Annotated in this window: 20 protein-coding genes and 1 pseudogene; 5 read left to right on the top strand and 16 right to left on the bottom strand. The window is 68.3% G+C overall.

Annotation, left to right across the window (positions count from 1 at the left end):
• Nucleotides 1-197: 197 nt before the first annotated feature.
• The 8 genes and pseudogenes from F8O04_RS15305 to F8O04_RS12020 all read right to left on the bottom strand — a co-directional run.
• A pseudogene (locus F8O04_RS15305) lies at nucleotides 198-404 on the bottom strand (helix-turn-helix domain-containing protein); the annotation flags it as partial.
• 198 nt (nucleotides 405-602) lie between these two features.
• Nucleotides 603-1,214, bottom strand: coding sequence for a hypothetical protein (locus F8O04_RS12050; protein WP_158029604.1), 612 nt, complete (start codon nucleotides 1,212-1,214; stop codon nucleotides 603-605).
• Entirely contained in the window at nucleotides 1,214-2,413 is a 1,200-nt protein-coding gene (locus F8O04_RS12045) for a hypothetical protein (protein WP_158029603.1), read from the bottom strand. The genes F8O04_RS12050 and F8O04_RS12045 overlap by 1 nt, the downstream gene beginning before the upstream one ends.
• 51 nt (nucleotides 2,414-2,464) lie before the next feature.
• The gene (locus F8O04_RS12040) at nucleotides 2,465-2,767 is read right to left on the bottom strand and encodes a hypothetical protein (RefSeq protein ID WP_158029602.1); all 303 of its coding nucleotides are present in this window, start codon (nucleotides 2,765-2,767) and stop codon (nucleotides 2,465-2,467) included.
• A 59-nt stretch (nucleotides 2,768-2,826) separates the two neighbouring features.
• Nucleotides 2,827-3,153, bottom strand: coding sequence for a hypothetical protein (locus F8O04_RS12035; RefSeq protein ID WP_158029601.1), 327 nt, complete (start codon nucleotides 3,151-3,153; stop codon nucleotides 2,827-2,829).
• A 5-nt stretch (nucleotides 3,154-3,158) separates the two neighbouring features.
• Nucleotides 3,159-3,971, bottom strand: coding sequence for an antA/AntB antirepressor family protein (locus tag F8O04_RS12030; protein ID WP_225735036.1), 813 nt, complete (start codon nucleotides 3,969-3,971; stop codon nucleotides 3,159-3,161).
• 177 nt (nucleotides 3,972-4,148) lie between these two features.
• On the bottom strand, nucleotides 4,149-4,352 hold the full coding sequence (locus F8O04_RS12025; RefSeq protein WP_158029600.1) for a hypothetical protein: 204 nt from the start codon (nucleotides 4,350-4,352) through the stop codon (nucleotides 4,149-4,151).
• A 128-nt stretch (nucleotides 4,353-4,480) separates the two neighbouring features.
• Nucleotides 4,481-4,726 carry a helix-turn-helix transcriptional regulator gene (locus tag F8O04_RS12020; protein WP_158029599.1) on the bottom strand — a complete coding sequence of 82 codons (246 nt, stop codon included), beginning with the start codon at nucleotides 4,724-4,726 and terminating at the stop codon, nucleotides 4,481-4,483.
• Nucleotides 4,727-4,814: 88 nt separating this feature from the next.
• Here F8O04_RS12020 and F8O04_RS12015 point away from each other — a divergent pair, with 88 nt between their 5' ends.
• The gene (locus tag F8O04_RS12015) at nucleotides 4,815-5,555 is read left to right on the top strand and encodes a helix-turn-helix domain-containing protein (protein WP_188726429.1); all 741 of its coding nucleotides are present in this window, start codon (nucleotides 4,815-4,817) and stop codon (nucleotides 5,553-5,555) included.
• Nucleotides 5,542-6,681 (top strand): site-specific integrase, encoded by a 1,140-nt coding sequence (locus F8O04_RS12010; RefSeq protein WP_158029597.1) that lies wholly within the window; start codon nucleotides 5,542-5,544, stop codon nucleotides 6,679-6,681. The genes F8O04_RS12015 and F8O04_RS12010 overlap by 14 nt, the downstream gene beginning before the upstream one ends.
• Nucleotides 6,682-6,889: 208 nt before the next feature.
• Here F8O04_RS12010 and F8O04_RS12005 read toward each other — a convergent pair whose 3' ends face one another.
• The 3 genes from F8O04_RS12005 to F8O04_RS11995 all read right to left on the bottom strand — a co-directional run bounded on the left by F8O04_RS12005 (nucleotide 6,890) and on the right by F8O04_RS11995 (nucleotide 10,180).
• On the bottom strand, nucleotides 6,890-8,119 hold the full coding sequence (locus tag F8O04_RS12005) for an NAD(P)/FAD-dependent oxidoreductase (protein WP_158029596.1): 1,230 nt from the start codon (nucleotides 8,117-8,119) through the stop codon (nucleotides 6,890-6,892).
• Between the two features lie 12 nt (nucleotides 8,120-8,131).
• Nucleotides 8,132-8,449, bottom strand: coding sequence for a 2Fe-2S iron-sulfur cluster-binding protein (locus tag F8O04_RS12000; protein WP_158029595.1), 318 nt, complete (start codon nucleotides 8,447-8,449; stop codon nucleotides 8,132-8,134).
• Nucleotides 8,450-8,665: 216 nt separating this feature from the next.
• A complete protein-coding gene (locus F8O04_RS11995) occupies nucleotides 8,666-10,180 on the bottom strand; it encodes a GMC family oxidoreductase (protein ID WP_158029594.1) in 1,515 nt (504 codons plus the stop codon).
• A gap of 223 nt (nucleotides 10,181-10,403) precedes the next feature.
• Here F8O04_RS11995 and F8O04_RS11990 point away from each other — a divergent pair, with 223 nt between their 5' ends.
• Nucleotides 10,404-12,434 (top strand): primary-amine oxidase, encoded by a 2,031-nt coding sequence (locus F8O04_RS11990; RefSeq protein ID WP_225735035.1) that lies wholly within the window; start codon nucleotides 10,404-10,406, stop codon nucleotides 12,432-12,434.
• Nucleotides 12,435-12,589: 155 nt separating this feature from the next.
• The gene (locus tag F8O04_RS11985) at nucleotides 12,590-13,570 is read left to right on the top strand and encodes an AraC-like ligand-binding domain-containing protein (protein ID WP_158029593.1); all 981 of its coding nucleotides are present in this window, start codon (nucleotides 12,590-12,592) and stop codon (nucleotides 13,568-13,570) included.
• Between the two features lie 140 nt (nucleotides 13,571-13,710).
• On the opposite strand, the gene F8O04_RS11980 is transcribed toward F8O04_RS11985, so the two are convergent.
• From F8O04_RS11980 to F8O04_RS11960, 5 genes are all read right to left on the bottom strand, one after another.
• Nucleotides 13,711-14,721 (bottom strand): ABC transporter permease, encoded by a 1,011-nt coding sequence (locus F8O04_RS11980; protein ID WP_225735034.1) that lies wholly within the window; start codon nucleotides 14,719-14,721, stop codon nucleotides 13,711-13,713.
• Nucleotides 14,721-16,247 carry a sugar ABC transporter ATP-binding protein gene (locus tag F8O04_RS11975; RefSeq protein ID WP_158029591.1) on the bottom strand — a complete coding sequence of 509 codons (1,527 nt, stop codon included), beginning with the start codon at nucleotides 16,245-16,247 and terminating at the stop codon, nucleotides 14,721-14,723. Before F8O04_RS11975 ends, F8O04_RS11980 begins: the two co-directional genes overlap by 1 nt.
• 134 nt (nucleotides 16,248-16,381) lie before the next feature.
• The gene (locus tag F8O04_RS11970; RefSeq protein ID WP_158029590.1) at nucleotides 16,382-17,383 is read right to left on the bottom strand and encodes a sugar ABC transporter substrate-binding protein; all 1,002 of its coding nucleotides are present in this window, start codon (nucleotides 17,381-17,383) and stop codon (nucleotides 16,382-16,384) included.
• 44 nt (nucleotides 17,384-17,427) lie between these two features.
• On the bottom strand, nucleotides 17,428-19,080 hold the full coding sequence (locus F8O04_RS11965; RefSeq protein ID WP_158029589.1) for an amidohydrolase: 1,653 nt from the start codon (nucleotides 19,078-19,080) through the stop codon (nucleotides 17,428-17,430).
• A 178-nt stretch (nucleotides 19,081-19,258) separates the two neighbouring features.
• Nucleotides 19,259-20,047 (bottom strand): SDR family NAD(P)-dependent oxidoreductase, encoded by a 789-nt coding sequence (locus F8O04_RS11960; protein ID WP_158029588.1) that lies wholly within the window; start codon nucleotides 20,045-20,047, stop codon nucleotides 19,259-19,261.
• Nucleotides 20,048-20,320: 273 nt separating this feature from the next.
• Between F8O04_RS11960 and F8O04_RS11955 the strand changes: the two genes are divergently transcribed.
• Nucleotides 20,321-22,645, top strand: coding sequence for an aminotransferase class III-fold pyridoxal phosphate-dependent enzyme (locus F8O04_RS11955; protein WP_225735033.1), 2,325 nt, complete (start codon nucleotides 20,321-20,323; stop codon nucleotides 22,643-22,645).
• Nucleotides 22,646-22,659 lie beyond the last annotated feature (14 nt).

Below are 22,659 nucleotides of genomic sequence, written 5' to 3'. Positions count from 1 at the left end.
AGTACTTCGGGTCCCCCTGAGGCACTACCTCCCCCCTGTGAGGCACTACCCCCGTCCCTCTGAGGCACTACCCCGTCCCTGTCAGGCACTACCCCGTCCCCCTGAGGCACTACCCCCCGAGTCGAGTGGACCCGGTAGAGATTCGACTGCGGAGAACCATCCACACCGACCCTCCGAACCACCTCAAGCAACCCGCGATCCGTGAGGGTCTTGATCGCCCGAATCACCGAATTCCGCGACGCCCGCGCCTCCCGCTGCAACAACGACAAACTCGGCCACGCCTCACCCCGACTATTCGCTCGATTCAAGAGCGCCATGTACACGAGCAGCTCATAGGTGGTGAGCTCGCTGTCCCGGATAACCCAGTTGGGAACGATCGAGAACCCGCTCTCAACAGTTGCCATGACGGGATTCCTTCCTGTCGAGGCTGTACTTGATGGCCTGATCGACCCCGAAGGGCGGAGGACCCAAACGCTCAGACGTACGGATTGGAACGGCGAGGGTGGCGAGCGTCACGTTCCACGCGTCTGAGCGGTCCCGCCGTGCCCACCGATTGCAACGGGCACAGCGGGACGGCAACGTCTGGCGCTTGATGCTGCGGTTCACGCGACCTGCCACTTGTTGAGTCGTTCAGCAACCTCTGCGGCAGCCTCAAGCGCTCGGGCGAACTCGCGCGCGTCGCCGCCGGAATAGTCCGAGTACTCGAACCCGTTGAGCCGCCACTCTCCGAGGTGCTCCTCGAAGCTGATGTACAGGCCGAACTGCACCATTGCGGCCGTACGAGACACTTCGCAGAGGTGGTCGCCCTCGGGGAACCACTCGCCCGTGTGGACGCAGCCCGGACGGTTGCACCTGACAGCCGATCGAGACCTCATCAGACGAATGTGGAGAGCTTCGTCGCCATCGAGGCTGGTTCGGTCCCAGTCAGCAAGCCCCCGCGGCGCGGTGAAGTTCCCGGCTTGAACGCGCCCGATCGCGCGCGCGACGTTCATGTCGCCACCCCAACCTCGGGTTCGGCCGACAATCGTCTTCCGCGCCGGCACTATCCACAAAGCCACGGTCGGGAAGATCCAGAGACGGCGTTCCTCATCGAGATAAGGACCTTCTTGTCCACGATCGAGATCCAGACCACGCATTTCTGGTCGGTAATTGGAGATGTCTTTCGCAATATCACTCACCGCGGGAAACGTCTCCGATATCACTCTCGTCGTCATCACGCAACCTCCCCTGGCGTGAAGTGCGCATCGAGTGCGTCGGCGAGTGCATCGGGCCCGTGCTCGTTCAGGAATTCGCTCAGCGCGGCGACTAGCCGGTTGGCGATAGCGGTGAGGAGCGGATCACCGACATAGTCAGGGTCCTCGGCGTAGTTCGTGACAACGACACGACTCCCGTCGACCGCGACGATCGGCGCGCCCGAGAAGTCGCCAACGTCGAAGGTCCGCACTTTTGTGTCGTCAGCCATGTCGATCCAGGCGAACCTCAATGGCACGGCCGCCGGTACCGAGTCTCGGATGCTCCGGGCGAGCCCTTTGGACGGGTCGGCCCCATTGAGTCGTGCCGCAAGTTCCATCGCCTGACCGATCGCGGCATGGCCCGCGCGGGCCTGGTCGACGGACAGGGAGTTCCACGCAGCGACGCTCACGTCCCATGTGCCTGTCGACTCGTTGTAGTCGACGTCCACGCTGGAATCGATCATGTGGGGCGTGGGTTCTGCCTGGCAGACGTGCTCCTGCAGCATGAACGATTCCTGGGGCGCCCACTCGCCCAGGCGCACGCAGGCTGCACGTTCGCACACGAACGCGGGTCCCCATTCGCTCACTGTCGTCGACCAGGCCTCGTCCTCGAAGCACCAGCCATCGAAGTTTGCTGTCCCCGCGATGAGTTCGGCGACGTGTTTCATCGCGTCCTTGCGGTTGGCCTCGAGCGACACGCCCCAGTCGTTCGCGAGAACGTAGGCCGTCACGACGATGCGGCGTTCCACGGGCGACACCGCGATGCGGTAGCGGCGGAGCTCGAACGTCTTGGTGCTCGCGAAGAACTCCGGCTTCACCTGCTCGGGTGTCGCGAAGTCGATCCGGAACGTCGCCAGGCCTACCGCGTTCGGCGGGTAGTTCGAATGCTCCGTGACCGGGTTCTCCACATCGATACCCTGCTCGTGCGACGCCCGTATCGCGGCGTCGAGGACGGTCAAGCCGCTGACTGCGTTAGCGACGATGGTCGGATCCAGGCCACACTCACGTACGAGGACGTCCTCGGCGACACCATGTACGAAGTGGGCCACTCGGACCGCTTGCGCAAGTTCGAGAAGTTCGGTGTCGCCAACATTGTCGGCGCCGGTCCCGGCGGTGGCGCGCACCCGTTCAAGTGCCTCCAACACCTCGGTGCTGTTAATGTGGTTGTTGATAGCATTCACTTGTTCAGTCCTTCCAAAGATGTGCTGAATAATGTGCCCCGCGCCGAGCTGCTACTCGACGCGGGGCATCGCCGTTACTGGGCACGGCGACATGCCCGTCTTGATGGGGCCGTAGGCGAATCTGGCCCCGGTTTCTATCGAGTCGATCGCGTCGAGAACGAGCTGCTCGCGGGCACGAAGCGCGGTGAAATGCGCCCCGACCCCGCCGACCCACGTCGGGAAGATGTAGCCCGGCTTCCGGTACTTCGCAAAGATAAACTTCGTTTCGGCGATCGCGAGATCCCACAGGGCAACGCGCTGCGACCGCGACAGTTCTCCAAGCGATCCTATTTCGAGATGGACATCGACATACACACCGGACCCTTCGAGCGTGATCGACGAGCCCGCCCGCGAACGGGCTCTCCGCCGACGCCTCATGAGGTTTCAACCGGATAGAGGCGCGGTCGGCGGTGCGCCTCCCACTCCGCTTTCCACGCGGCGAAGTCACCGTGTATCCGCGGGTAGAAGTCCGACACGAACTCGCTAGGAATCTCCACGGTCACCTTCACCGGAGAGCCATCCTCGAAGTGAGTCAGGTCATCGTCATGCAGAGCAACGGCCTCGTCGATCTCCCAGAACGCCGCGTCGAGCAGATCGTGCGCGTCCTCGAGATCATCACCGGAAACCAGCATGTTGTGAGCGACGTCGAGCTTCTCCTTCAGCAGAAGCCGCGCCTGCTTCGGACCATCCAGTGCAGACATCGTGCTCATCGGCTGATCGCCTGCGGCAGCGCGAGCGTCCCGTTCTGCTCGATGTACCGGACGACGCGCTCGAACGCGTACGTCTTTCCGACCGGCGTGAGCTTGCCTGTGGCGAAGTTGTGCCCCGAGCCGGCCGTGCCCTTCTCCGTCACAGCGAGGCCTCGCCTAATCGCGTCCACGGTGGCGGTGCCCGCGTCCGATCGCTCGCCCCTCACGAACAAGCCAAGCTTCTTCGACAAGAACAAGAACACCTCGCGCTGCAGCACCCGGTAACCGGCGGACTGCGCCCAGGCGATCACCTCGCGGGCGAAGTCCTGACGGGTGGTCTTGTTGTGCCCGGCCTGGTACGTGAGCGCCTGCTGCACGAGCGGATGTTGCTGTTCGAGCTGCTCGTGCGCAGCGACCAGTTCCTCCGCCGTCGCCGTGAGCTGCTTCGCCATCGCGAGCACTCCCTGCGGCGTCGAGAGGTCCGGCTGCTGCGCCCTGTGACGCTTCTCCACCTCGATGAAGTACTCGCGGGCCTGCTTCCCCAACGGCGTCCGCTGGATCATGCACAACTCCTTCGCCATGTCCAGCGTCACGACGTGATCCGTGCTCGGGCGACCCCCGAGGGGGTTTTCGTCACTTTTGACGATTACCTCGTAGTCGCGGCCCTCGGTGAAGCCGTAGTCGAGCATGCGCTGCATCCAGCGGGCGTACTCGGTGCCGATGTCGAGGAACGAGTGGAGCGCGCGGCCAGAGACGGCTTGCTCACCCCGCCCGTCGCTGACAATCGGCACGAGCGGGGCGGTGGTCATCATCGCGTTCGTCTGGGACACTAGAAATCTCCGTCCTCTTCGTATGGGTTGGGTTCGGATCGCGACCCTCGCCCTTGCTGTTGGCGCAGCAGGGATCAGCGGGGGTCGATTCGTTTTCGAGATGGCTTTCGAGCAGGTAGGCGACTAGCGCTGCACCGAGCAACAGCATCGCCAGCAGGGCGAAACTCGATGCCGGGGTCACGCCGCAGCGCCCCGACGGCTCTCACGAGCGACGTTGGCCAGAGCGGTCGTTGCGGTCGGATCCGCGTGACCGAACAGGTGCTGCAGGTCTGCACGTCCGGCGACATGGCGGTGCTCTTCGAGGCTCAGCACGATGCGGGTTGCGACGAACAGGCGAACAGGAGTGCCCGGGATGGCGGTGCGGGCGTACTTCCTCGACATGCGGTGCACCCATGACTTCGAGCGCGTGATTCCTGCGGATTCGAGGAACGCTCGAATCTCCTCTCGGAGGCTAGGTGCCCCGACCTCAAGGTCAGGGGTGGCTGTGGTCTCGGCGATCGCCGTCATGGCTACCCCGCGTCGCCGGTGATCGTCCGTTCGCTTGCCTCGATCCACGCAACCACATCCGATTCTCTGTAGAGGATCGTCCGAGGCGTCGGCGAGAGCCACTTCGGCGCAAGGCCCTTGTATCGGCGCTGGGCCAAGTTCCCCTTAGTTAGCCCGGGAAAACGGTCGCAAACCTGTTCAGGTGTGAGGTACACGGGCAACGCGCCGTGGTCCACACCGTCGAGCGACGCGAGACTTGTGCTTGTCATGGCGATCCTCCTGTGGGTCCGGGTCCCACAGAACCGGCTGTTCTGTGGTGGTGACCACCATACACAAAATGCACCGTATTGTGGGAGTGTGAGTGAAACTCCGACCCTCAGACTCGGCGCGAACATCGCGCGCTACCGGAAGCTGGCTGGAATCAGCGCTCAGGCGTTGGCTGATGCGGCGAAGAACGGGCTCAGCAGATCGCAGATCGCTGACTTGGAGAACGGTCGCAAGAAGGACCTGTCCGTTCTGCAGCTGCTGGCTGTGGCACGAGTGTTAGGCGTCCCGCCGGTTGCGCTCCTGGCTGACTTGTTTGATCCGGGCGCAGACGCGGGCCCACACCCCATGACGCGTACGGTCTCCAACTACAACTTCTCGACCGCATCGTTGGAGAGTCGCGTCGAGGAGGAGTTCGATCAAAATCGGCTACGCCTATGGGTCTCAGGCTCGTTGGAGCCTTCGCCCCAACCGATCAAGGACCCAGCGCCCAAAGCCGCATACGGCGCTCTACGCGACATCGACCTCTACATGAGGATCTACATGGAGTGGAAGATGGCGGGTGATCACCTCCACCGTCATCGACGAGACGGGCGGCAAGTCGACGCAGCCGTTTTCGAGAAGGAGATGGGTCAGAGCCCCGAAGACTACGAGTCACATCTGGTGGAACGGCTGCGTCAGGCGACCCAAGGCCTGAAGTTCGCCATCTCTCGGCTTTCGGAAGACGGCGTCCACCTGCCAACTGCGCTGTCGCGGATACGAGAGAGGCTCCAGGCGCTCGGGGTGGCGGACGAAATTCCAATTAACGAAGTTGAGATCAATGGCGACGATTGAGGCCTACGAGACGAAGAGCGGCACTCGGTACAGGGTCAGGTACAGGACCCCGGACCATCGACAGACGGATAAGCGGGGCTTTAAGACGAAGCGTGATGCCGGCGCGTTCGCGGCGTCGGTCGAGGTAGCAAAACTCAAGGGCGAGTATGTCGCGCCATCAGCCGGGCGGGTGACGGTCTCGGAGCTGGCTCCACGGTGGCTCGCAAGCAAAGGGACACTGAAGCCGTCCAGCCGAGCGTCGACCGAGACGGCATGGCGCGTGCATGTACAACCGCGCTGGGGGTCGACGCACGTCTCCAAGGTGACGCACACGGCCGTGCAGCTCTGGGTTTCCGAGCTGGCGAAGACGAAGTCGCCGTCGCTCGTGCGCCGAGTGCACGTCGTGCTCGCGAGCATCCTCGACATCGCCGTGCACGATCGCCTCGTGCCGGCGAACCGCGCACGGGGCGTGACGCTCCCCCGGCGCCGCCAATCGCATCGGCCATACCTGAGCATCCGCGAGGTCGAGACGGTCGCCGAGCACTCGGGTGAGCACGCCGACCTCGTGCGCGTGCTCGCCTACGTCGGGCTGCGCTGGTCGGAGGCGATCGCGCTACGCGGTCGACACGTCGACGTGCAACGGCAGCGGATCGCCGTCGTCGAGAACGCCGTACAGACCGGACAACGCATCGACGTAGGCACACCCAAGGGACACGAGCAACGTTCGGTACCGATCCCCCGGTTCCTCATCGACGAGCTCGAAGCGCGGATCGACGGCCCAGAGGATCTCCTGTTCGGCGAGGGCAAGACGGGCTACCCCATGAGGCCCGACAGCAAGCGGGGGTGGTTCGTCGCCGCTGTGAAACGTGCACAAGCGACGCACCGGACGATGCCGACAGTCACGCTGCACGATCTGCGGCACTCCGCGGCATCGATCGCAGTGTCGGCCGGCGCGAACGTGAAGGCCGTGCAACGGATGCTCGGGCACTCGTCGGCCGCGATGACGCTTGATGTGTACGCCGACTTGTTCGACGCCGACCTCGACACGGTGGCGGCGAACATCGACGCTGCGCGCGCCGTGGAGTGTGGGCAAAATGTGGGCACGGGCACGCCAGGCACGAAGGCCGATGCCCCGACTTCCCCGTAAATCCCGGCGAGAGGGGGCGAAGAAGAGCACCGCCCCGGGGGAACACGGCATCCCCGGGGCGGCGCAGCAGATGTGTCGACGCTGACGAAGTCGGTCGCGTCACGCGGTCAGGGGCGGGTGAATCCCGCGTCCCGCGCGTGTCGCAAGAGCTCAAGTATCACACCGAAATGCCCGTTTGGAAAAGCTGAGAGCGAACACCGGGCGGCGGCTACTGCGTCAGAGCGCGCGCGTATGCCTTGAGGTCGAACTCCGGGTCGCGGGCCTGCTCCATCGTGATGGTTGCCCCGTGCTCGAGGAGCTTGCGGCTGGCGACGTGGTCGGCGGGCCGGTTGACCGATTCGACGGCGACGAGGCGTTCGTCGCGGAACAGGAACTGGCTGAACTTGCCGGTCTCCCGGTCGCCGCGTTCGATGACGATGTCGGCGGGATCGGCGAGGCCCGCGATCTGGAGTTTGGCGGGGCCCTGGTTCGACCAGAACCACGGCGCGACGTCGTACTCGGTCGGGTCGCCCGCGACGGTCTTCGCAACCGTCTTCGCCATGTCCGTCGCGTTCTGCACCGACTCGAGCCGCAGGGGGGCTCCGGCGCGCTTCGAGGGAAACACCGCGACGTCGCCGATCGCGTAGACATGCGGGACCGTGCTGCGCAGATACTCGTCGACGAGGATGCCCCGGTCGTATCCGAGTCCGGCGCCCTCGGCGAGTGCCTCATCCGTGACCACACCGAGGCCCACGACGGCGAAGTCGCACGGGTAGTGCGCACCCGACGTGCCGACGACGCCGGCCACGCGGCCGTTCGCGCCGACGAAGCGGTCGAGGCCCTCGTTGAAGCGCAGCGTGACCCCGAGCCCCTCGTGCACCCGGACGAAGTGCTCCGACATCGACGGCGTCAGTACCCGCTGCATCGGTCGCTGCGCGAAGTCGATCACCGTGACCTCGAGGCCCCGCTTGGCGGCGACGGCGGCGAACTCGAGCCCGATGAACCCGGCGCCCACCACGACGACGCGGCCATGACCGGCGTCGAGCTGGGCGCGAAGCGTTGCGGCGTCATCAACCGTGCGCAGGTACTCGACGCCTGCGAGGCCGACGCCCTCGCACGAGGCGCGGCGCGCATCCGCACCCACCGCGACGATCACGTCGTCGTACGCGAGCTGCTCGCCGTCCGCGAGCCGCACAAGACGGGTGTCCGCATCGATGCCGGTGACGTCGGCGCCCGTGCGAAGCTCGATGCCGTGCTGCGCGTAGAACGCCTCGCCGCGCATGGGCAGCGGCGCGGGTTCGCCCGCGGCCTTCATGTAGTCCTTCGACAGCGGCGGCCGCTGATACGGCAGATGCGGCGTCTTCTCGAGCAGCGTGATCGCACCCTCGTAGCCTTCGGTCCGCAGCGACTCCGCCGCCTGCACGCCCGCGTGCCCGGCACCGATGATGACGACACCCATCGCCCGGCCGGCCTAGACCTGGTGTTCTGCGACGTCGACCTCGATTGCGTCGAAGTCGCGACCCGCGATCAGCTGGCAGCCGAGCCGCGAGTTCTCCTGCCGCTCGTCGACCGTGCAGTCGAGCATCTCGTCCTCGTCCTCCGAGACCTCCGGCAGGTCGGCGTCATTGCGCACCTTGACGTGACACGTCGCGCACATCGCCTGCCCGCCGCACTCGCCGACGATGCCGGAAACGCTGTTCGCCAGGGCCGCGCGCATCACCGACGTGCCCTCGGCGACCTCGACGGTGTCGATCGCACCGTCCGGGTGGAAATACGTGATCTTCGGCATCGCTGCTCCTTCTGCTGAACACGTGCGGTTCAGCGCCAACTCAATGGTGTCCCGCGGCACACTAACGTCGACACCGCTGTCACGCCCACGAGTGTGCCGTGAACCATTCCCCGGCGAAAGCGGATTCTTGCGAGCAAAATGCCCGAGTTTGACGGGGAAGGCGTGCCGTCTGCGCGTCCGAGCTCGAGACGCCCCGTTCGGACGGGTTGCGTGTCCCTATGCGGTCAGCACATCGGAGGCGCGCTCGCCGATCATGATCGACGGGGCGTTGGTGTTGCCGCTCGGCACGCTCGGCATGATCGAGGCGTCGGCGATGCGAAGGCCCTCGATGCCGGCGTTGAGCTCGAATGTCGACGGGTTGACGACCGAGTGCTCGTCGGTGCCCATGCGGCAGGTACCGACCTGGTGGTGGTAGGTCGTGACCTCCTGCCGCATGTGACGGTCGAGTGCCGCATCGTCGAGGTCGACCGGGTTCGGCAGCACGAGCCGCGCTCCCCACTCATCGACGAGCGCCGGCTGCGATCCCACCTCGAGCATCTGCCGCATCGAGGCGCGAAGGCTCTTGACGTCCTCCGACCGCTCGAGGGTGTGCGGGTCCATGAGCACGAGGTCGGAAGGGTCGTTCGAGGCGAGGCGGTACGTCCCGCGCGACTCGGGCCGCACGAGGCCCGCGTGCAGCGTGAAGCAGGTGCCCGTGACGCCCTCCGGCGGCGGCACCATGGGGACCGAGAAGATGATCGGCTGCGTGTCGGGCACGTCGAGCCCCGCCCGGAACGTCGTGAAGGAGTGCAGCTGCGCGACGGGCTCGTTCTCCGTGCGCGCGGGGATCTGCCTGGCGGTCGTCTCGTAGACGAACGGGACGAGCACGTGATCGTGGAGGTTCTCGCCGACGCCCGGCACGTCGGCGACGACGTCGACGCCGACCTCCGCGAGGTGCGCGGCTGGGCCGACGCCGGACAGCATCAAGATGCGCGGGGTGTCGAGCGCGCCGGCGCTCAGCACGACCTGGTCGGCCCGCAGCTCTTCGAGCCGACCGTCGACCTCGATGACGACCCCGACGGCCCTGCCGTTCTCGATGATCACGCGGTGCGTCCACGCGGCCGTGCGCACCGTGAGGCGTTCATGGTCGATCACCGGATGCAGGTACGCGCGATACGACGAGAGGCGTCGGCCACCTCGGGTCGTCAGCTGCATCCACGCGACGCCCTCGATCGACTCGCCGTTGTAGTCCGGGTTCGCCGGCACGCCGGCCTGCACGTAGGCCTCGTGGATCGACTCGAAGATCGGGTTGCGCTCGTAGTCGAGCGTGACGTCGAGCGGGCCGCCGGCGCCCCGCAGCTCGCTCTCGCCGCCGGAGAAGTTCTCGATGCGCTTGAAGACGGGCAGCACGTCGTCCCATGCCCAGCCGGTCGCGCCCTCGCGCGCCCACCGGTCGTAGTCGCCGTGCGCGCCGCGCACGTAGATCGAGGCGTTGAGCGAGTGCGAACCGCCGAGCACCTTGCCGCGGGGCCAGTGGATCCGCCGGCCGCCGAGGTGCTCCTGCGGCGTCGTGTAGTAGCCCCAGTCATCCGGCGTCAACCAGAGCTCACCGGCTCGACCGATGTCGCTGATCGTGGACTTGTCGTCGCTCCCGCCGGCTTCGACGAGCGTGACGCTCGCGCCCGCGTCGAGCAGCCGCCGCGTGATGACCGATCCGGCCGACCCGGCCCCGACCACGATGAAGTCCGACATGCACTCTCTCCTTTGATGAAGTGATCCAGTCCCTCGAGTCTGCCCGTCGGCCGCTGCGAGGCTCCACCGATTCCTTGCCGTTCCCGGCACGGGTTTCGGACGGGCGTGCACATCATCTGCACGACGTTCTGGTCGCGCGGTGAAACTTGACCAGCGCGAGAAACACCCGCGCGACATCGCCGCGTGCGCCCGCCAGGCGCACACCCCGAGAAAGGACGGCACAGTGGCCGATACGACGCACACGCACGGCAAGCGCGTCACGCGCATCACCGAGGCAACGCATCCGCTCGACATGCTCACCGCCGATGAGATCGCGCGCGGCCGCGCGGTCCTCGAGCGCGAGGGCAAGCTCTCCGAGCGCTCGCTGTTCCCCACCGTGATGCTGGTCGAGCCCGACAAGGATGCCGTGCGCGCGTTCACGCCGGGCGATGCGCTCGAACGCCGAGTGCTCTTCGTCGTGCTCGAGGCCGACACGGGGGTCTCGACCGAGTACGTCGTCGCACTGCAGGACGACGCCATCGTCGACGAGCGCGTCGTGCCGAGCGACACCTTCCCCTACGGTCAGCCGCCGTACACGCTCGAAGAGTTCATGGTCGTCGAAGACATCGTCAAGGCGAGCCCCGAGTGGCAGACCGCGATGCGGCGCCGCGGGCTCGAGGACCGCATGGACCTCGCCTACTGCACGCCGCTCGCGCCCGGCTACTTCGGGTACGAGGACGAGATCGGTCGCCGAATGGTCCGCTCGCTCACGTTCCTTCGCGACTTCGACCACGACAACGCCTGGGCACACCCGGTGGAGGGACTCCTCGCGACCGTCAACCTCACGACGGGCGAGGTCGTTTCGCTGCAGGACGAGGGCGACGTGCCGACGGCCGCCCCGTCGGCGAACTACGACGCCGAGTCGATCGGCGAGGTGCGGAAGAGCCTGAAGCCCATCGAGATCACTCAGCCCGAGGGCCCGAGCTTCTCGGTCGACGGCGGCGAGGTCGAGTGGCAGAACTGGAAGTTCCGCGTCGGCTTCAACAGCCGCGAGGGCCTCGTGCTCAATCAGCTGACCTTCACGGACGGCGACGACGAGCGCCCCGTGCTGTACCGCGGCTCGGTGCCCGAGATGGTCGTGCCCTACGGCGACACCTCGCGCAACCGCTACTGGATCAGCTACTTCGACGCCGGCGAGTACCACCTCGGCAAGAACGCCAACTCGCTCGCCCTCGGTTGCGACTGCCTCGGCGTGATCCACTACTTCGACGGCGTCGTCGCCGACGACCACGGCCGCCCGGCGGTGATCCCCCAGGTCGTCTGCATGCACGAGGAGGACGCCGGCGTGCTGTGGAAGCACACGGAGATGGGGTACAAGCCCGACGTGCGCCGCCAGCGACGCCTCGTGATCTCGTACTTCGCGACGGTCGGCAACTATGACTACGGCTTCTACTGGTACCTCTACCTCGACGGCTCGATCGAGGTCGAGGCGAAAGCGACCGGCCTCGTGTTCACGGGCTCCGGCGAGCCGGGGGCCGAGGATCCGCACCGCCTCGAGATCTCACCGGGGCTGTTCGCGCCCGTGCACCAGCACCTCTTCTGCGCGCGCCTCGACGTCGAGATCGACGGGCCGGACAACTTCGTCGACGAGGTCGACGTCGTCGGCATCCCCAAGGGCGATCGCAACCCGTACGGCAACGCGTTCACGTGGGAGCGGCGCCGCATCGAGACCGAGGGCGGGCGCCTCGCGGACGGCCTCAAGGGCCGCACCTGGCACATCGGGTCGGCGACGCGCACCAACTACGTCGGCAAGCCCACCGAGTATCAGCTCATCCCCGAGGGGCTGCCGGTGCTCATGGCCGACCCCGACTCGACCGTGCACGCCCGCGCGAACTTCGCTGCCAAGCACACGTGGGTGTCGAAGTACGAGCCGGGCGAGCTGTGGCCGGCGGGCGACTACCCGAACCAGCACGCGGGCGGCGCGGGCCTGCCCGCCTACACCGAGGCCGGTGAGTCGGTCGACGGCGGCGACATCGTGCTCTGGCATGTGTTCGGCCCGACCCACCTGCCGCGCACCGAGGACTGGCCGATCATGCCGGTCGACGTCTACCGCTTCAAGCTCAAGCCCAACGGCTTCTTCGACCGCAATCCCGCGCTCGACATCCCCGACTGGTCTGCCGCGCCTGCCGGCGACTCGTGCTGCCACGCCCAGGGCGACGACGAGGGCGACGACGAGGGCGGCCGCCTCCCGGTGTTCGGCGTTCGTACGAGCTAGCCCGGCGCAACAATGGGGCGGATCGGATGCTCGTGGGCCCCACGGGCATCCGATCCGCCCCTTCGCCGGTGGGGCTCCCGGGCGGCTCGGCCGCGCGGTGAGTAGAGTGGGGAGACCGCCGATCGCGCGGCCCTCCCCCGCGACGCGCGCCCGATATGACGACGACACCTCACGCGGCCGCCCCCGCCACCGAACCGATCCAGCTGGATGCGCTCCCACTGGACCTGGCGGAGTATCGCGCGGCCGTCTCGGCGTCGTTCGTGCCATTGCGCGTGACGACCGAAATGGGGCCGGAGTTCCGCGGCAGCGTCACGCAGGCCTCGGTCGGCGAGGTGACGTTCACCGACGTGCGCGCGGGCGCGCACCTCGTCGAGCGCACGCCCGAGCTGATCGCAGCGGCGAGCCGGCACTTCTTCAAGATCAGCCTCCAGCTCGAGGGTGACTCGTGGCTCGAGCAGGGCGGGCGCCGCGATGAACTCCACCCCGGCGACCTCGCGATCTATGACACGGCAACGCCCTACCGGCTCGGGTTCGAGTCGCCGACCCGCGTCATGGTCGTGCAGCTGCCGCACGAGAAGTTCGATATTCCTCGCGACCTGGTGCGGCAGATGACGGCCGTGCGGCTCGACGGCAATGAGGGGCTCGGTCGGGTCGTGTCGCCGTTTCTCGCGACACTCGGCGCCAACATCGAGCAGCTACAGGGCCCCGCGGGCATACGACTGGCGCAGAACGCGATCGACCTGCTGCAGACGCTCTTCGCGCACCAGCTCGACGTGGCGCGTTTGGCCGCAGACCCGCATCGGGCACGCATTCAGCGCATCCGCGACTACATCGACGAACACCTCGACGACCCGACGTTGTCGCCGTCGACGATCGCGGCCGCGAACTTCATCTCGACGCGTCACCTGCACGCGCTCTTCCAGGAGCAGGGCTCGACCGTTTCGACCTATGTCCGCTCGCGACGGCTCGAGCGCTGCTATCTGAGCCTGACGAGCCCCGGCGACCGCGACGCCTCGATCGCCGCCGTCGGTCAGCGCTGGGGCTTCGCCGACGCCGCGCACTTCAGCCGCGTCTTCAAGGCCGCATACGGCGAGAGCCCGAAGGTGGTGCGGGCGCGGGCGTTCTCGGGGCGGTAGCGCGGGGCGGACCTCCGACCACCTTCCGACGCCGCGACTGCACCTCGGGACTGGTGTCCGGGGGCGGTCAGCGACGTGCGAGAGCGTATTTGAGGGCGACGAGCAGCGTCAAGGGTCCGTCATCACGACCACTGCGCCGGTCATGCCGGCGCCATGGCGGCCAGGCGCCTCGCGTTCGCCGCCGCGAGCCGCACACGCAGCACGTGCGTCACCCGGCTCAGGCCGATCGCGGCGATGAGCGCGACACCGCTCGCGACGGCTTGCCAGAACGTGGTCACGCCGAGCAAGACAAGTCCGTTGTTGAGCACGCCGTAGAAGAGCACGCCGACGAGCACACCGAACATCGACCCCTCGCCGCCCGTCAGCGCCACGCCGCCGAGCAGCACCGCCGTCAGCACCACGAGTTCGAAGCCACCGCCGATCTGCCCGGCCGGGGCGCTGTTGAGGCGCGCGACGACGATCGTGCCGGCGAAGGCCGCAGCCGCTCCGGAGACGATGAAGAGCACGAACGGGATGCGCTTCACGGCGACGCCCGAGAGGTACGCGGCCTCGCGGTTCACGCCGATCGCGTAGACGTGGCGACCGGTCGGGGTGAGCGTCAGGAAGACGCCCGCGACGATGATGATGAGCGCGGCGATCCACACCGACAGCGGCACGCCCGCGATGGTGCCGATGCCGAGGAACCCGAAGCCATCGCCGAAGTTGTTCTTGGGCGTCGGGCTGATGAGCTGGGTCGCCCCTCGCACGGCCGTGAGCGTGCCGAGCGTGGTGATCAGCGAGTTGAGCCCGAAGATCGTCACGACCACGGCGTTGACCGCCCCGACGACGGCTCCCGCGACAACGGCGAGGAGCACGGCGATCGCGGGGTCGCCCTGGCCATTGGCGACGATGAGCGAGGCCACGACGCCGCCGAGGGCGAGCGACGAGCCGACGGAGAGGTCGATGTAACCAGAGATGAGGAGCATCGCGACGGGCACCGCGATGATCGCGATCACGGCGCTGTCCTGCAGGATGCCGCGGACGTTCTGCCACTCGAAGAACGAGCCGGTCACGAGTTGCACGCCGATCACCATCACGATGAGCACGACCAGCAGCGGGGTACGGATCAGGCCCTCGGCCAGTGTCGACAGGAGGCGGTTGTCGGCGTTCATCATCGTCCTTCGGGCAGGTTGAGGATTCGGGTGTCTTTTGCGGTGTCGTGCGCCGCCGAGAGCAGCGCATCCGCCGACGTGTCGGCGATCACGAGCTCGTCGACCACACGGCCGCGCGCGAAGATGAGGCAGCGGTGGCCGAGGTCGATGGCCTCGTCCGGGTCGTTCGTCGCGACGACGACGGCCGCGCCGCGTTCGGCGGCGAGCTGCTTGATCGCGTCGTAGATGTCCTTACGGGCGCCGACGTCGACGCCCTGCGTCGGGTCATCGAGCAGCAGGACCCGTGTCTGCGAGGCGTCGTTCACCCACCGGCCGAGCAGGATCTTCTGCTGATTGCCGCCGCTGAAGCGGCCGGCAGGCAGCTCGGCCGACATGGGCGTGAGGCCGAGCCACGCACCCACCCTGTCGAAGACGGCGCGCTCGGCCTTCAGGGACCGGAACCCTGCGCCGCCGAGCCTGCGCATCGCCACCACGACCGTGTTGTCCTGCGCGGGAAGCGCCCCGAAGAGTCCCTCCCGCGCGCGGTCGCCGGGGACCAGGGCGATGCCGGCGCGAATCGCCGACGAGGGCGACGAGGCCGCCTTCGGCACCCCGTCGACCCGCACCACGCCCGCCGTGCGCGGCATCCTTCCGAAGAGGGTGTTGAAGAAGCGCGTGCGGCCCGATCCGATCAGGCCGTAGCAGACGACGATCTCGCCGGGCTGCACCCGCAGGTCGATCGGGCCGAGTCCTGGGCCCTCGAGGCCCTCGACCTCGAACGCGGGCGCGGCGTCGCTCCTCGGCGGCGCGGGCGGGTCGCTCACGGCACCGTGCCCGTCGCTGATCGCGGCGACCAGCGATTCGCGGGTGATGTCGCTGCCCCTTGCCGTCCACACCGAGCGCCCGTTGCGCATGACGGTCGCGGCGTCGGCGAGCGTGAGCACCTCGCCGAGCAGGTGGGTGACGTACAGGATCGCGATGCCCCGGCCCGCGAGGTCGCGAACGAGCTCGCCCAGGTTCGCGGCCTCGTCGCGCGAGAGCGCCGCCGTCGGTTCATCGAGGATCAGGAGCCGCGCATCCCGCTGCAGTGCCTTCGCGATCTCGACCAGCTGCCGCTGACCTACGGGCAGGGCACCGACCTTCATGTCGGGGTCAATGCCGTGCGCGCCCACCGTGGCGAGGGCCTCGCGGGCACGCTCCCGATGCAGCCCACGGCGGATGAACCCCGCGCGCGTGTGCTCCTGACCGATGAAGAGGTTCTCGGCGACCGTGAGGTTGTCGACCACGCTCAGGTGCTGGTAGATGACGGCGACGCCCGCCGCGATCGACTCGCGGGGCGACAGGCGGTCGTAGCTCTGCCCATCGAGCTCGATCGAGCCCGACGTCGGCGAGACGCCGCCGCCGAGGCACTTGATGAGGGTCGACTTGCCGGCTCCGTTGTGGCCGAGCAGCGCGTGCACCTCGCCGTCGGGGATATCGAGGGTGACGTCGTCGAGCGCGAGGGTCATGCCGTAGCGCTTGGTGAGGTTGGAGACGGATGCTGACATGAGGCTCCGTGGGTCGGTTGCAGCGGGGAGGGATGCGTGGCCCGGCGGCTCACTCGGGGACGGGATACCCGCTCCCCGAGGGAGCCGCCGAAGGAGACGTCGCGAGTGGCGGGCCCGCGACGGGCCGAGCGGCCCTAGCCGCCCTGCTCGGCGATGTAGTCGGGCAGGTTCGGGTCGTCGGCCGTGACGAGCGTGACCGGCAGGTCGACGCTCGGGTCCGACTCACCGGCCGCGAGCGCCAGCGGCACGTCGACGACGTTCGCGACGAGCTCCTCGAGCGAGAAGTACGTCGCGGCACGGAAGAAGTTGCCGGCCTCCATCTGCTGCAGCAGGAACAGGTTGGGGTCCAGGCCGCCGACGTACGTCTGCGGGTCGTCCTCGGCCCGGCCCGCCGCGACGAGCGCCTGGTAGGCCCCCTGCGCGGCGTCGCCGACCGCCGCGAGCACGACGCTCGCATTCGGGTACTGCGCCAGCAGCGATGTCGTCGTCGACAGCCCCTCATCGGGCGTGACGGTCTGCTGCTGCGCGACGATGTTGAGGTCGGGGCCCGCCTCGGCGAGGCCGTCGAGCATGCCCTGCGTGCGCTCCTGGCCGATTTGGCGCTCGGTCTCGGTGAGCAGGATCACCTCGGCGTCGGGCCCGACGTTTTCGATTGCCCATTCCGCGGCGTCCACGCCAAGGTCGTAGCCCGACTGGTAGAAGCTGAACTGCAGCGTCGCGTCCTGGTTCTCCATGTCGCCGCCGTACGTCACCCAGTACTTGCCCGCATCGCGGTACTGCTGGGCGATGCCCTCGAGGCTCGCGGGGTCGACGGGGAACGAGACCACGGCATCCACGTCGCTCGTCAGGTACGAGTTGAGCTGGCTCACCTGCGTCTGCAGGTCGCCCTCGTCGTTGGTGAACACGACCTCGACGCCCTTCTCGGCGGCGCGCTGCTCGATGATGTTGACGATCGCGCCGTACACGGGAAGCGAGGTGAAGGGGTAGTCGAACAGGATCTTGTCGACGGTGCCATCGCCTTCGGCCGTGGTCGAGCCGCCGCCGGCGGCGTCATCGGCGGCCGTGGTGCTGCAGCCGGCTAGCGCCAGGCCGACGACGACCGCCGAGGCGATCGTCGTGAGACGTTTGCTTCGCATGGGGGTTCCTTCGAATCGTGGGGTGGGGTGGGGTGGGTGCGCGTTCAGTCGCGCGAGTAGACCCGCGTGCCGGCGAAGTAGGTCTCGACCGCGTGCGTGTCGATGACGCGCTCGATGTCGACGGCGAACGGATCCTGATTGAGGACGACGAAGTCCGCCGACTTGCCCGGGGTGATCGAACCCGTGAGCTCGCCGATGCCCATGGCGACGGCGCCATTGATGGTGAAGAACTCGACCGCCTCCGCGAGCGTGACGGCCTGCTCCGGCCAGAGCGTGCCGGGCGCGCGGCCGAGCGGGTCGGCGCGCGTGACAAGGCCCTGGATGCCCTCCCAGGGGTTCGGCGAGACGCTGACGGGCCAGTCGGATCCGCCCGCGATGAGCACGCCGAGGTCGGCGAGCTCGCGGTTCGGCTGCATCTGCATCGCCTCGGGGGCGGGTCTGACGGCGGCGATCGCGTCGGGGATGACGCCGGGGAACCAGAGGAAGGGCGAGATGTCGGCGACGACGTCGAGCGCAGCGAGTCGCGGCCGGTCGTCGGGGTGCAGGAACTGGCCGTGGGCGATTTGGTAGATCACGTCGGTGTGCCCCGCCTCGCGCACCTTCTGGATGGCGTCGAGCGCGACGCGCGCCGCGGCGTCTCCCGTGCAGTGAATCTTGGCGCCGAGCCCCTGGGCGGCGGTGCGCAGCAGCCAGTCGGTGAGCTGCTCAGGCGGCATGGTGGTCGTGCCGCAATGGCACGCCCCGTGCTGCTCGTCTTCGAGGTAGGGCTCGATGAACGCGCCAGTGTAGGTGGGGGGCACGCCGTCGAGCGCGACCTTCACGAAGTCGGGCCGGTGGTGGTGCGTGCGGAAGTTCTCGCGCTGCGCGATGAGCTCGTCGCCGACGGGCGTGTTCGCGAACAGGAACACCGACGAGAGCATCGACGACACGACCCACGCGTGCAGTTCGCCGCGATCGTCGAGGTCGCGAAGCGCGCCCATGATCTCGACCGTGGCTGCGGCATCCTGAAACGCCGTGATGCCGTGGGAGTGGAGGATCTCGATGGCGCGGGCGCTCGATTGCCGGTAGCGCTCGGGGGTGCGGTTGATGCTCGCGTCGACGGCTGCCGTGACCGCGAGTGTGGCCGATTCGTAGAGCAGGCCGGTCGGCGCGCCCGTCTCCGGGTCGCGGACGATGCGCCCGCCCTCGGGCTCCGGCGTCGCGGCCGTGATGCCGGCAAGCTCGAGCGCGGCGGTGTTGGCGAAGCGGTTGTGGTGGCTGTCGTCGGTGAGCACGACGGGTCGTCCGCCGGCCGCCTCGTCGATGCGCCGGCGCGCCTCGAGCGTCGAGAAGTCGTCGATGAGCGTGCTGCCGAAGGCTTCGCCGATGACCCATTCGCCGGGCCCGAGTCCCTCGGCGCGCTCGCGCACGGCCTCGACGACCTCGTCGAAGCTCGCGGTCGGCGGGAACCGCAGTTCGAAGAGGTCGCCCTCGCCCGCCATGAGGTGGTGGTTGTGCACGTCGATGAGCCCCGGCACGATCGCCGCGCCCCCGAGGTCTCGCACCTCGGTGGCGTCGCCGGCGAGGGCGCGGATCTCCTCGTCGCTGCCGACGGCCGTGATGAGCCCGTCCGTGATCGCGAACGCCGTCGCGTGCGGCACGTCGCCATCGACGGTGTGCACAACGGCGTTGACGATGATCTGGTCTGCGGTTGGCATGGGTACCTCCGGATACTTGGCGGTTTGATGCCCGGGGCGGCGGGCGGGGCGGGGCCTGTGGGTCGCCGGGCACGCCTCGTGGCGTGCGCCAGCGTATTTTGAGCGTTAGGTCGGAAACGTTTCGGCGCGTGTCCGTCAGGTTTCGAACGGCTGAGTGCGGGGGGGCCGGGCCGCCCGGTCAGGCGGGGAAGGAGGAGCGGCCGGTGTAGCCGAAGTCGCTGAGCAAGTTCACGCCGTTGATGGCGCGCGCCCGGCGCGACGCCACCGACAACACCGCCCATGCCACGTCATCGACCGTCTGTACGGGGTAGGGAACGTCGTCGAACGAGTCGACGCCGAGCCCGGCGCGAGCGAGGGGCGTGTCCGTGATGGAGGGGCAGACGCTGTTCACGCGGATGCCGAAGTCGTCGAACAGTTCGACCGCGAGCGCTCGGGTGAGCTGCGCGAGCGCGCCCTTGGACGCGTTGTACGCGAGCATGCCGGGGGCCGCGACGAACCCGGAGTCCGATCCGATGAACGTGACGCTCGCGCCGGGCGACCGCCGCAGGTGCGGCAGCGCTCGCTGCACTGCGAGGAATGCTCCGACGACGTTGATGTCGAGCACCCCCCGAAAGCTCTCGGCCGTCACCTCGGCGGCGGGTGCGCCCATCTCCCCGTCGACGCCGGCAGCCGCGACGAGGGCGTCGATGCCGCCGAGCTGCTCGGCGAGGGAGTCGACGGCCGAGCCGATCTCGTGCTCGTCGCGCACGTCCGCGGCCGCCGTGACGACCGCGGCCCCGGCGTCGAGCGTGGCCGCCGCCCGTTCGAGGCGCGCCCGGTCGCGGCCGATGAGGCCGACGGTCGATCCGACCTCGACGAACGCGCGAGCGACGCCGAGGCCGATTCCCGACGACCCGCCGGTCACGACGACGCGCTCCGGCCACGGCCCGGACGAGCTCGGGGAGGGGGGCTGTACAACAGTGGACATGGCTTCTCCAGCGGATGCTTGGGGACACCGGCGCGGCATCGCTGTCGACCGGTGAAGCGAACGTAACGCCGGTATCGGAAACCCTCCACGTCTTTCTTGTATCCAGAACGCGGTTCTGGTTTTCGTTTCGGCGGTATGCTTTTTTGTCCACCCTTCCTGAAGCCAGCGTCATGCTGATTAGCCTGGCGAGACACGGCGCCAGCGCTGCCAGCCGGCGTCCTCTGGCACGCGGAGCGCAGCGGCGCCCGCCCTCCAAGCACGCGAAGGAGCACCATGAACGACCAGCCCAGCCCCGGCGCCGTCCGCGATCTCGACGCCGCCACGGAGCTCGCCCGCCGCGCACTGCCGCTCTTCGGCATCGCACCGGATGCCCGGCTGACGTTCATCAAGCAGCGCGAGAACGTGGTCTTCCGCGTCGACGACGGCGATCGCCCCTACGCACTTCGCGTGCATCGCCACGGCCACCGCTCCCTCGCCCAGATGAGCTGCGAGGTCCGGCACGCCGTGGCCCTGCGCGCCGCCGGCGTGCCGGTGTCGCAGTTCGTCGAGCCCGTCGCGGGCGGTGACGGGACCGTCGCCGACGCCGACGGCACACGGCACCTCATCGATGTGCAGCACTGGGTCGCCGGCGCCGAGCCGTTCGGCGACACACTCGCCGCGTGGCACGGCGAGCCCGGCCCCTCCCCGGAGCGATTCCACGCGCTCGGTGAGATCGTGGGCGGCATGCACGCCGCGTCGCGGCAGATAGGCCGCATCCCCGGGTTCGAGCGCGACGCGTGGCACGAAGACGGCCTCGCCGGCGCGACCCCCGTCTGGGGCGACGCGACGCGGCTGGCGACCCGGGCCGACGATCGCCAGGTGCTGGCTGAGGCGATCTCGGGGATTCGCCGCGAACTCGCCGCGCTGGGCCGCGACGACGACGTGTACGGCGTCATTCACGCCGACACGACACCGGAGAACGTGCTCGTCGACGGCGACGAGATCACGCTCATCGACTTCGACGACTTCGGCGAAGGGTACTGGCTGTTCGACCTCGCCACCATGCTGTTCTGGTACGTCCGCCACCCCGAGTACCCCGCCTTCCGGAAGGCGTTGCTCGAGGGCTACACCGCGCAGGTCGAGACGCCGACGCGCGCGCTCGACGCGCTCGACACGCTCATCCTCGCGAGGGCGACGACCTACCTTGGCTGGGCAGCCGACCGCCCGGGCGACGAGACCAGCGAGTTCCTCGAGGCCGAGGTGCTTCCCGTGGTCGTCGAGCTCGCCCGCAGCTATCTTGATCGGAGCGGTGCGGACGCCGCGGCGCCGGATGCGGACGCTGCGCTGCTCGAGCGGCGCGGCGCGACCATCGGCCCCTACTCGCCGCTCTTCTACAACCGCCCACTGCACTTCGTCTCGGGCGACGGCGTCTGGCTCACCGACGTGCACGGCGAACGCTACCTCGACGCCTACAACAACGTACCGAGCGTCGGCCACGCCAACCCGCGGGTCGCCGACGCCATCTCGGCCCAACTGCACAAGCTCAACGTGCACACGCGGTACCTGAGCGAGCCCATCGTCGACTACGCCGAGGCCCTGCTCGGCACGTTCGGCGAGACCCTCGACCGCGTCTACTTCACCAACAGCGGCTCGGAGTCGAACGAGCTCGCTCTGCGCATCGCCCGCCACCGGACCGGTGCCACGGGCATCCTCGTCACCGATTTCAGCTACCACGGCAACACGATCTCGCTCGCGCAGCTCACGACAGGGCTCGAGGTGTCGGAGCCGTTCGGCGAGCACGTCCGCACGCTCCACGTGCCCGACCTCGACACGCCCACGGCGGGCGACGACGAGACGCTGCTCGCTGAGGCGCTTGCCGGGGCCGACACCGCGATCGCCGAGCTGCAGGCCGCCGGCCACGGCGTCTGCGCGCTGCTGATCGACTCGTCGTTCTCCACGGAGGGGCTCCCCCGCCTCCCCGAGGGATACCTCGAGGGGCTCGTCGCTCGCGTGCGCGCCGCCGGCGGCCTCATCATCGCCGATGAGGTGCAGGCGGGGCTCGGCCGGCTCGGCGACGACTGGTGGGGCCACGACGCAGTCGGCATCACCCCGGACTTCGCGACCCTCGGCAAGCCGCTCGGCAACGGCTTCCCCATCGGCGGCGTCGTCACGACCGCCGAGCTGCTCGAGTCGTTCAGCCCGTCGAACATGTACTTCAACACGTTCGCGGGCACGCCCGCCGCTGCGGCGGCCGGGCACAGCACGCTGCTCGAGGTGGAGGAGCGCGGTCTCGTCGGGAAGGCGGGCGACCTCGGCCGCTACGTGGGCGACCGCCTCGGCGACCTCGCATCGCGCCACGACCGCGTGCTCGCGTCGAAGGGCCGCGGCCTGTTCTTCGGGCTGTCGCTGGTCGACGCCGAGGGGCGACCAGACGGCGCCCTCGCCAAGGAGGTCGTCGAGTCGCTCGTGCGCGAACGCATCCTCATCAGCAAGATCGGGCCGTTCGATAGCGTGCTCAAGATCAGGCCGCCGCTCGTCATCGAACGCCCGGAGCTCGACACGGTCATCGACGCGCTCGATCGCGCACTCACGACGTCGGCAGCAGCCGGCGGCCGCTGAGAACTCTCGACTCG

This window comes from Pseudoclavibacter endophyticus (genome assembly GCF_008831085.1).
Classification (GTDB): domain Bacteria; phylum Actinomycetota; class Actinomycetes; order Actinomycetales; family Microbacteriaceae; genus Pseudoclavibacter; species Pseudoclavibacter endophyticus.
The sequence above is the reverse complement of the archived record's forward strand: the minus strand, read 5'-3'. Positions and strand labels throughout refer to the sequence as shown.

What these genes read in the sequence shown, in the direction of transcription:
- F8O04_RS12050 (WP_158029604.1), bottom strand. Translation starts at nt 1,214, where the DNA reads ATGACGACGAGAGTGATATCGGAGACGTTTCCCGCGGTGAGTGATATT.
- F8O04_RS12035 (WP_158029601.1), bottom strand. Translation starts at nt 3,153, where the DNA reads ATGTCTGCACTGGATGGTCCGAAGCAGGCGCGGCTTCTGCTGAAGGAG.
- F8O04_RS12025 (WP_158029600.1), bottom strand. Translation starts at nt 4,352, where the DNA reads ATGTCGAGGAAGTACGCCCGCACCGCCATCCCGGGCACTCCTGTTCGC.
- F8O04_RS12020 (WP_158029599.1), bottom strand. Translation starts at nt 4,726, where the DNA reads ATGACAAGCACAAGTCTCGCGTCGCTCGACGGTGTGGACCACGGCGCG.
- F8O04_RS12010 (WP_158029597.1), top strand. Translation starts at nt 5,542, where the DNA reads ATGGCGACGATTGAGGCCTACGAGACGAAGAGCGGCACTCGGTACAGG.
- F8O04_RS12005 (WP_158029596.1), bottom strand. Translation starts at nt 8,119, where the DNA reads ATGGGTGTCGTCATCATCGGTGCCGGGCACGCGGGCGTGCAGGCGGCG.
- F8O04_RS12000 (WP_158029595.1), bottom strand. Translation starts at nt 8,449, where the DNA reads ATGCCGAAGATCACGTATTTCCACCCGGACGGTGCGATCGACACCGTC.
- F8O04_RS11995 (WP_158029594.1), bottom strand. Translation starts at nt 10,180, where the DNA reads ATGTCGGACTTCATCGTGGTCGGGGCCGGGTCGGCCGGATCGGTCATC.
- F8O04_RS11985 (WP_158029593.1), top strand. Translation starts at nt 12,590, where the DNA reads ATGACGACGACACCTCACGCGGCCGCCCCCGCCACCGAACCGATCCAG.
- F8O04_RS11980 (WP_225735034.1), bottom strand. Translation starts at nt 14,721, where the DNA reads ATGAACGCCGACAACCGCCTCCTGTCGACACTGGCCGAGGGCCTGATC.
- F8O04_RS11975 (WP_158029591.1), bottom strand. Translation starts at nt 16,247, where the DNA reads ATGTCAGCATCCGTCTCCAACCTCACCAAGCGCTACGGCATGACCCTC.
- F8O04_RS11970 (WP_158029590.1), bottom strand. Translation starts at nt 17,383, where the DNA reads ATGCGAAGCAAACGTCTCACGACGATCGCCTCGGCGGTCGTCGTCGGC.
- F8O04_RS11965 (WP_158029589.1), bottom strand. Translation starts at nt 19,080, where the DNA reads ATGCCAACCGCAGACCAGATCATCGTCAACGCCGTTGTGCACACCGTC.
- F8O04_RS11960 (WP_158029588.1), bottom strand. Translation starts at nt 20,047, where the DNA reads ATGTCCACTGTTGTACAGCCCCCCTCCCCGAGCTCGTCCGGGCCGTGG.
- F8O04_RS11955 (WP_225735033.1), top strand. Translation starts at nt 20,321, where the DNA reads ATGAACGACCAGCCCAGCCCCGGCGCCGTCCGCGATCTCGACGCCGCC.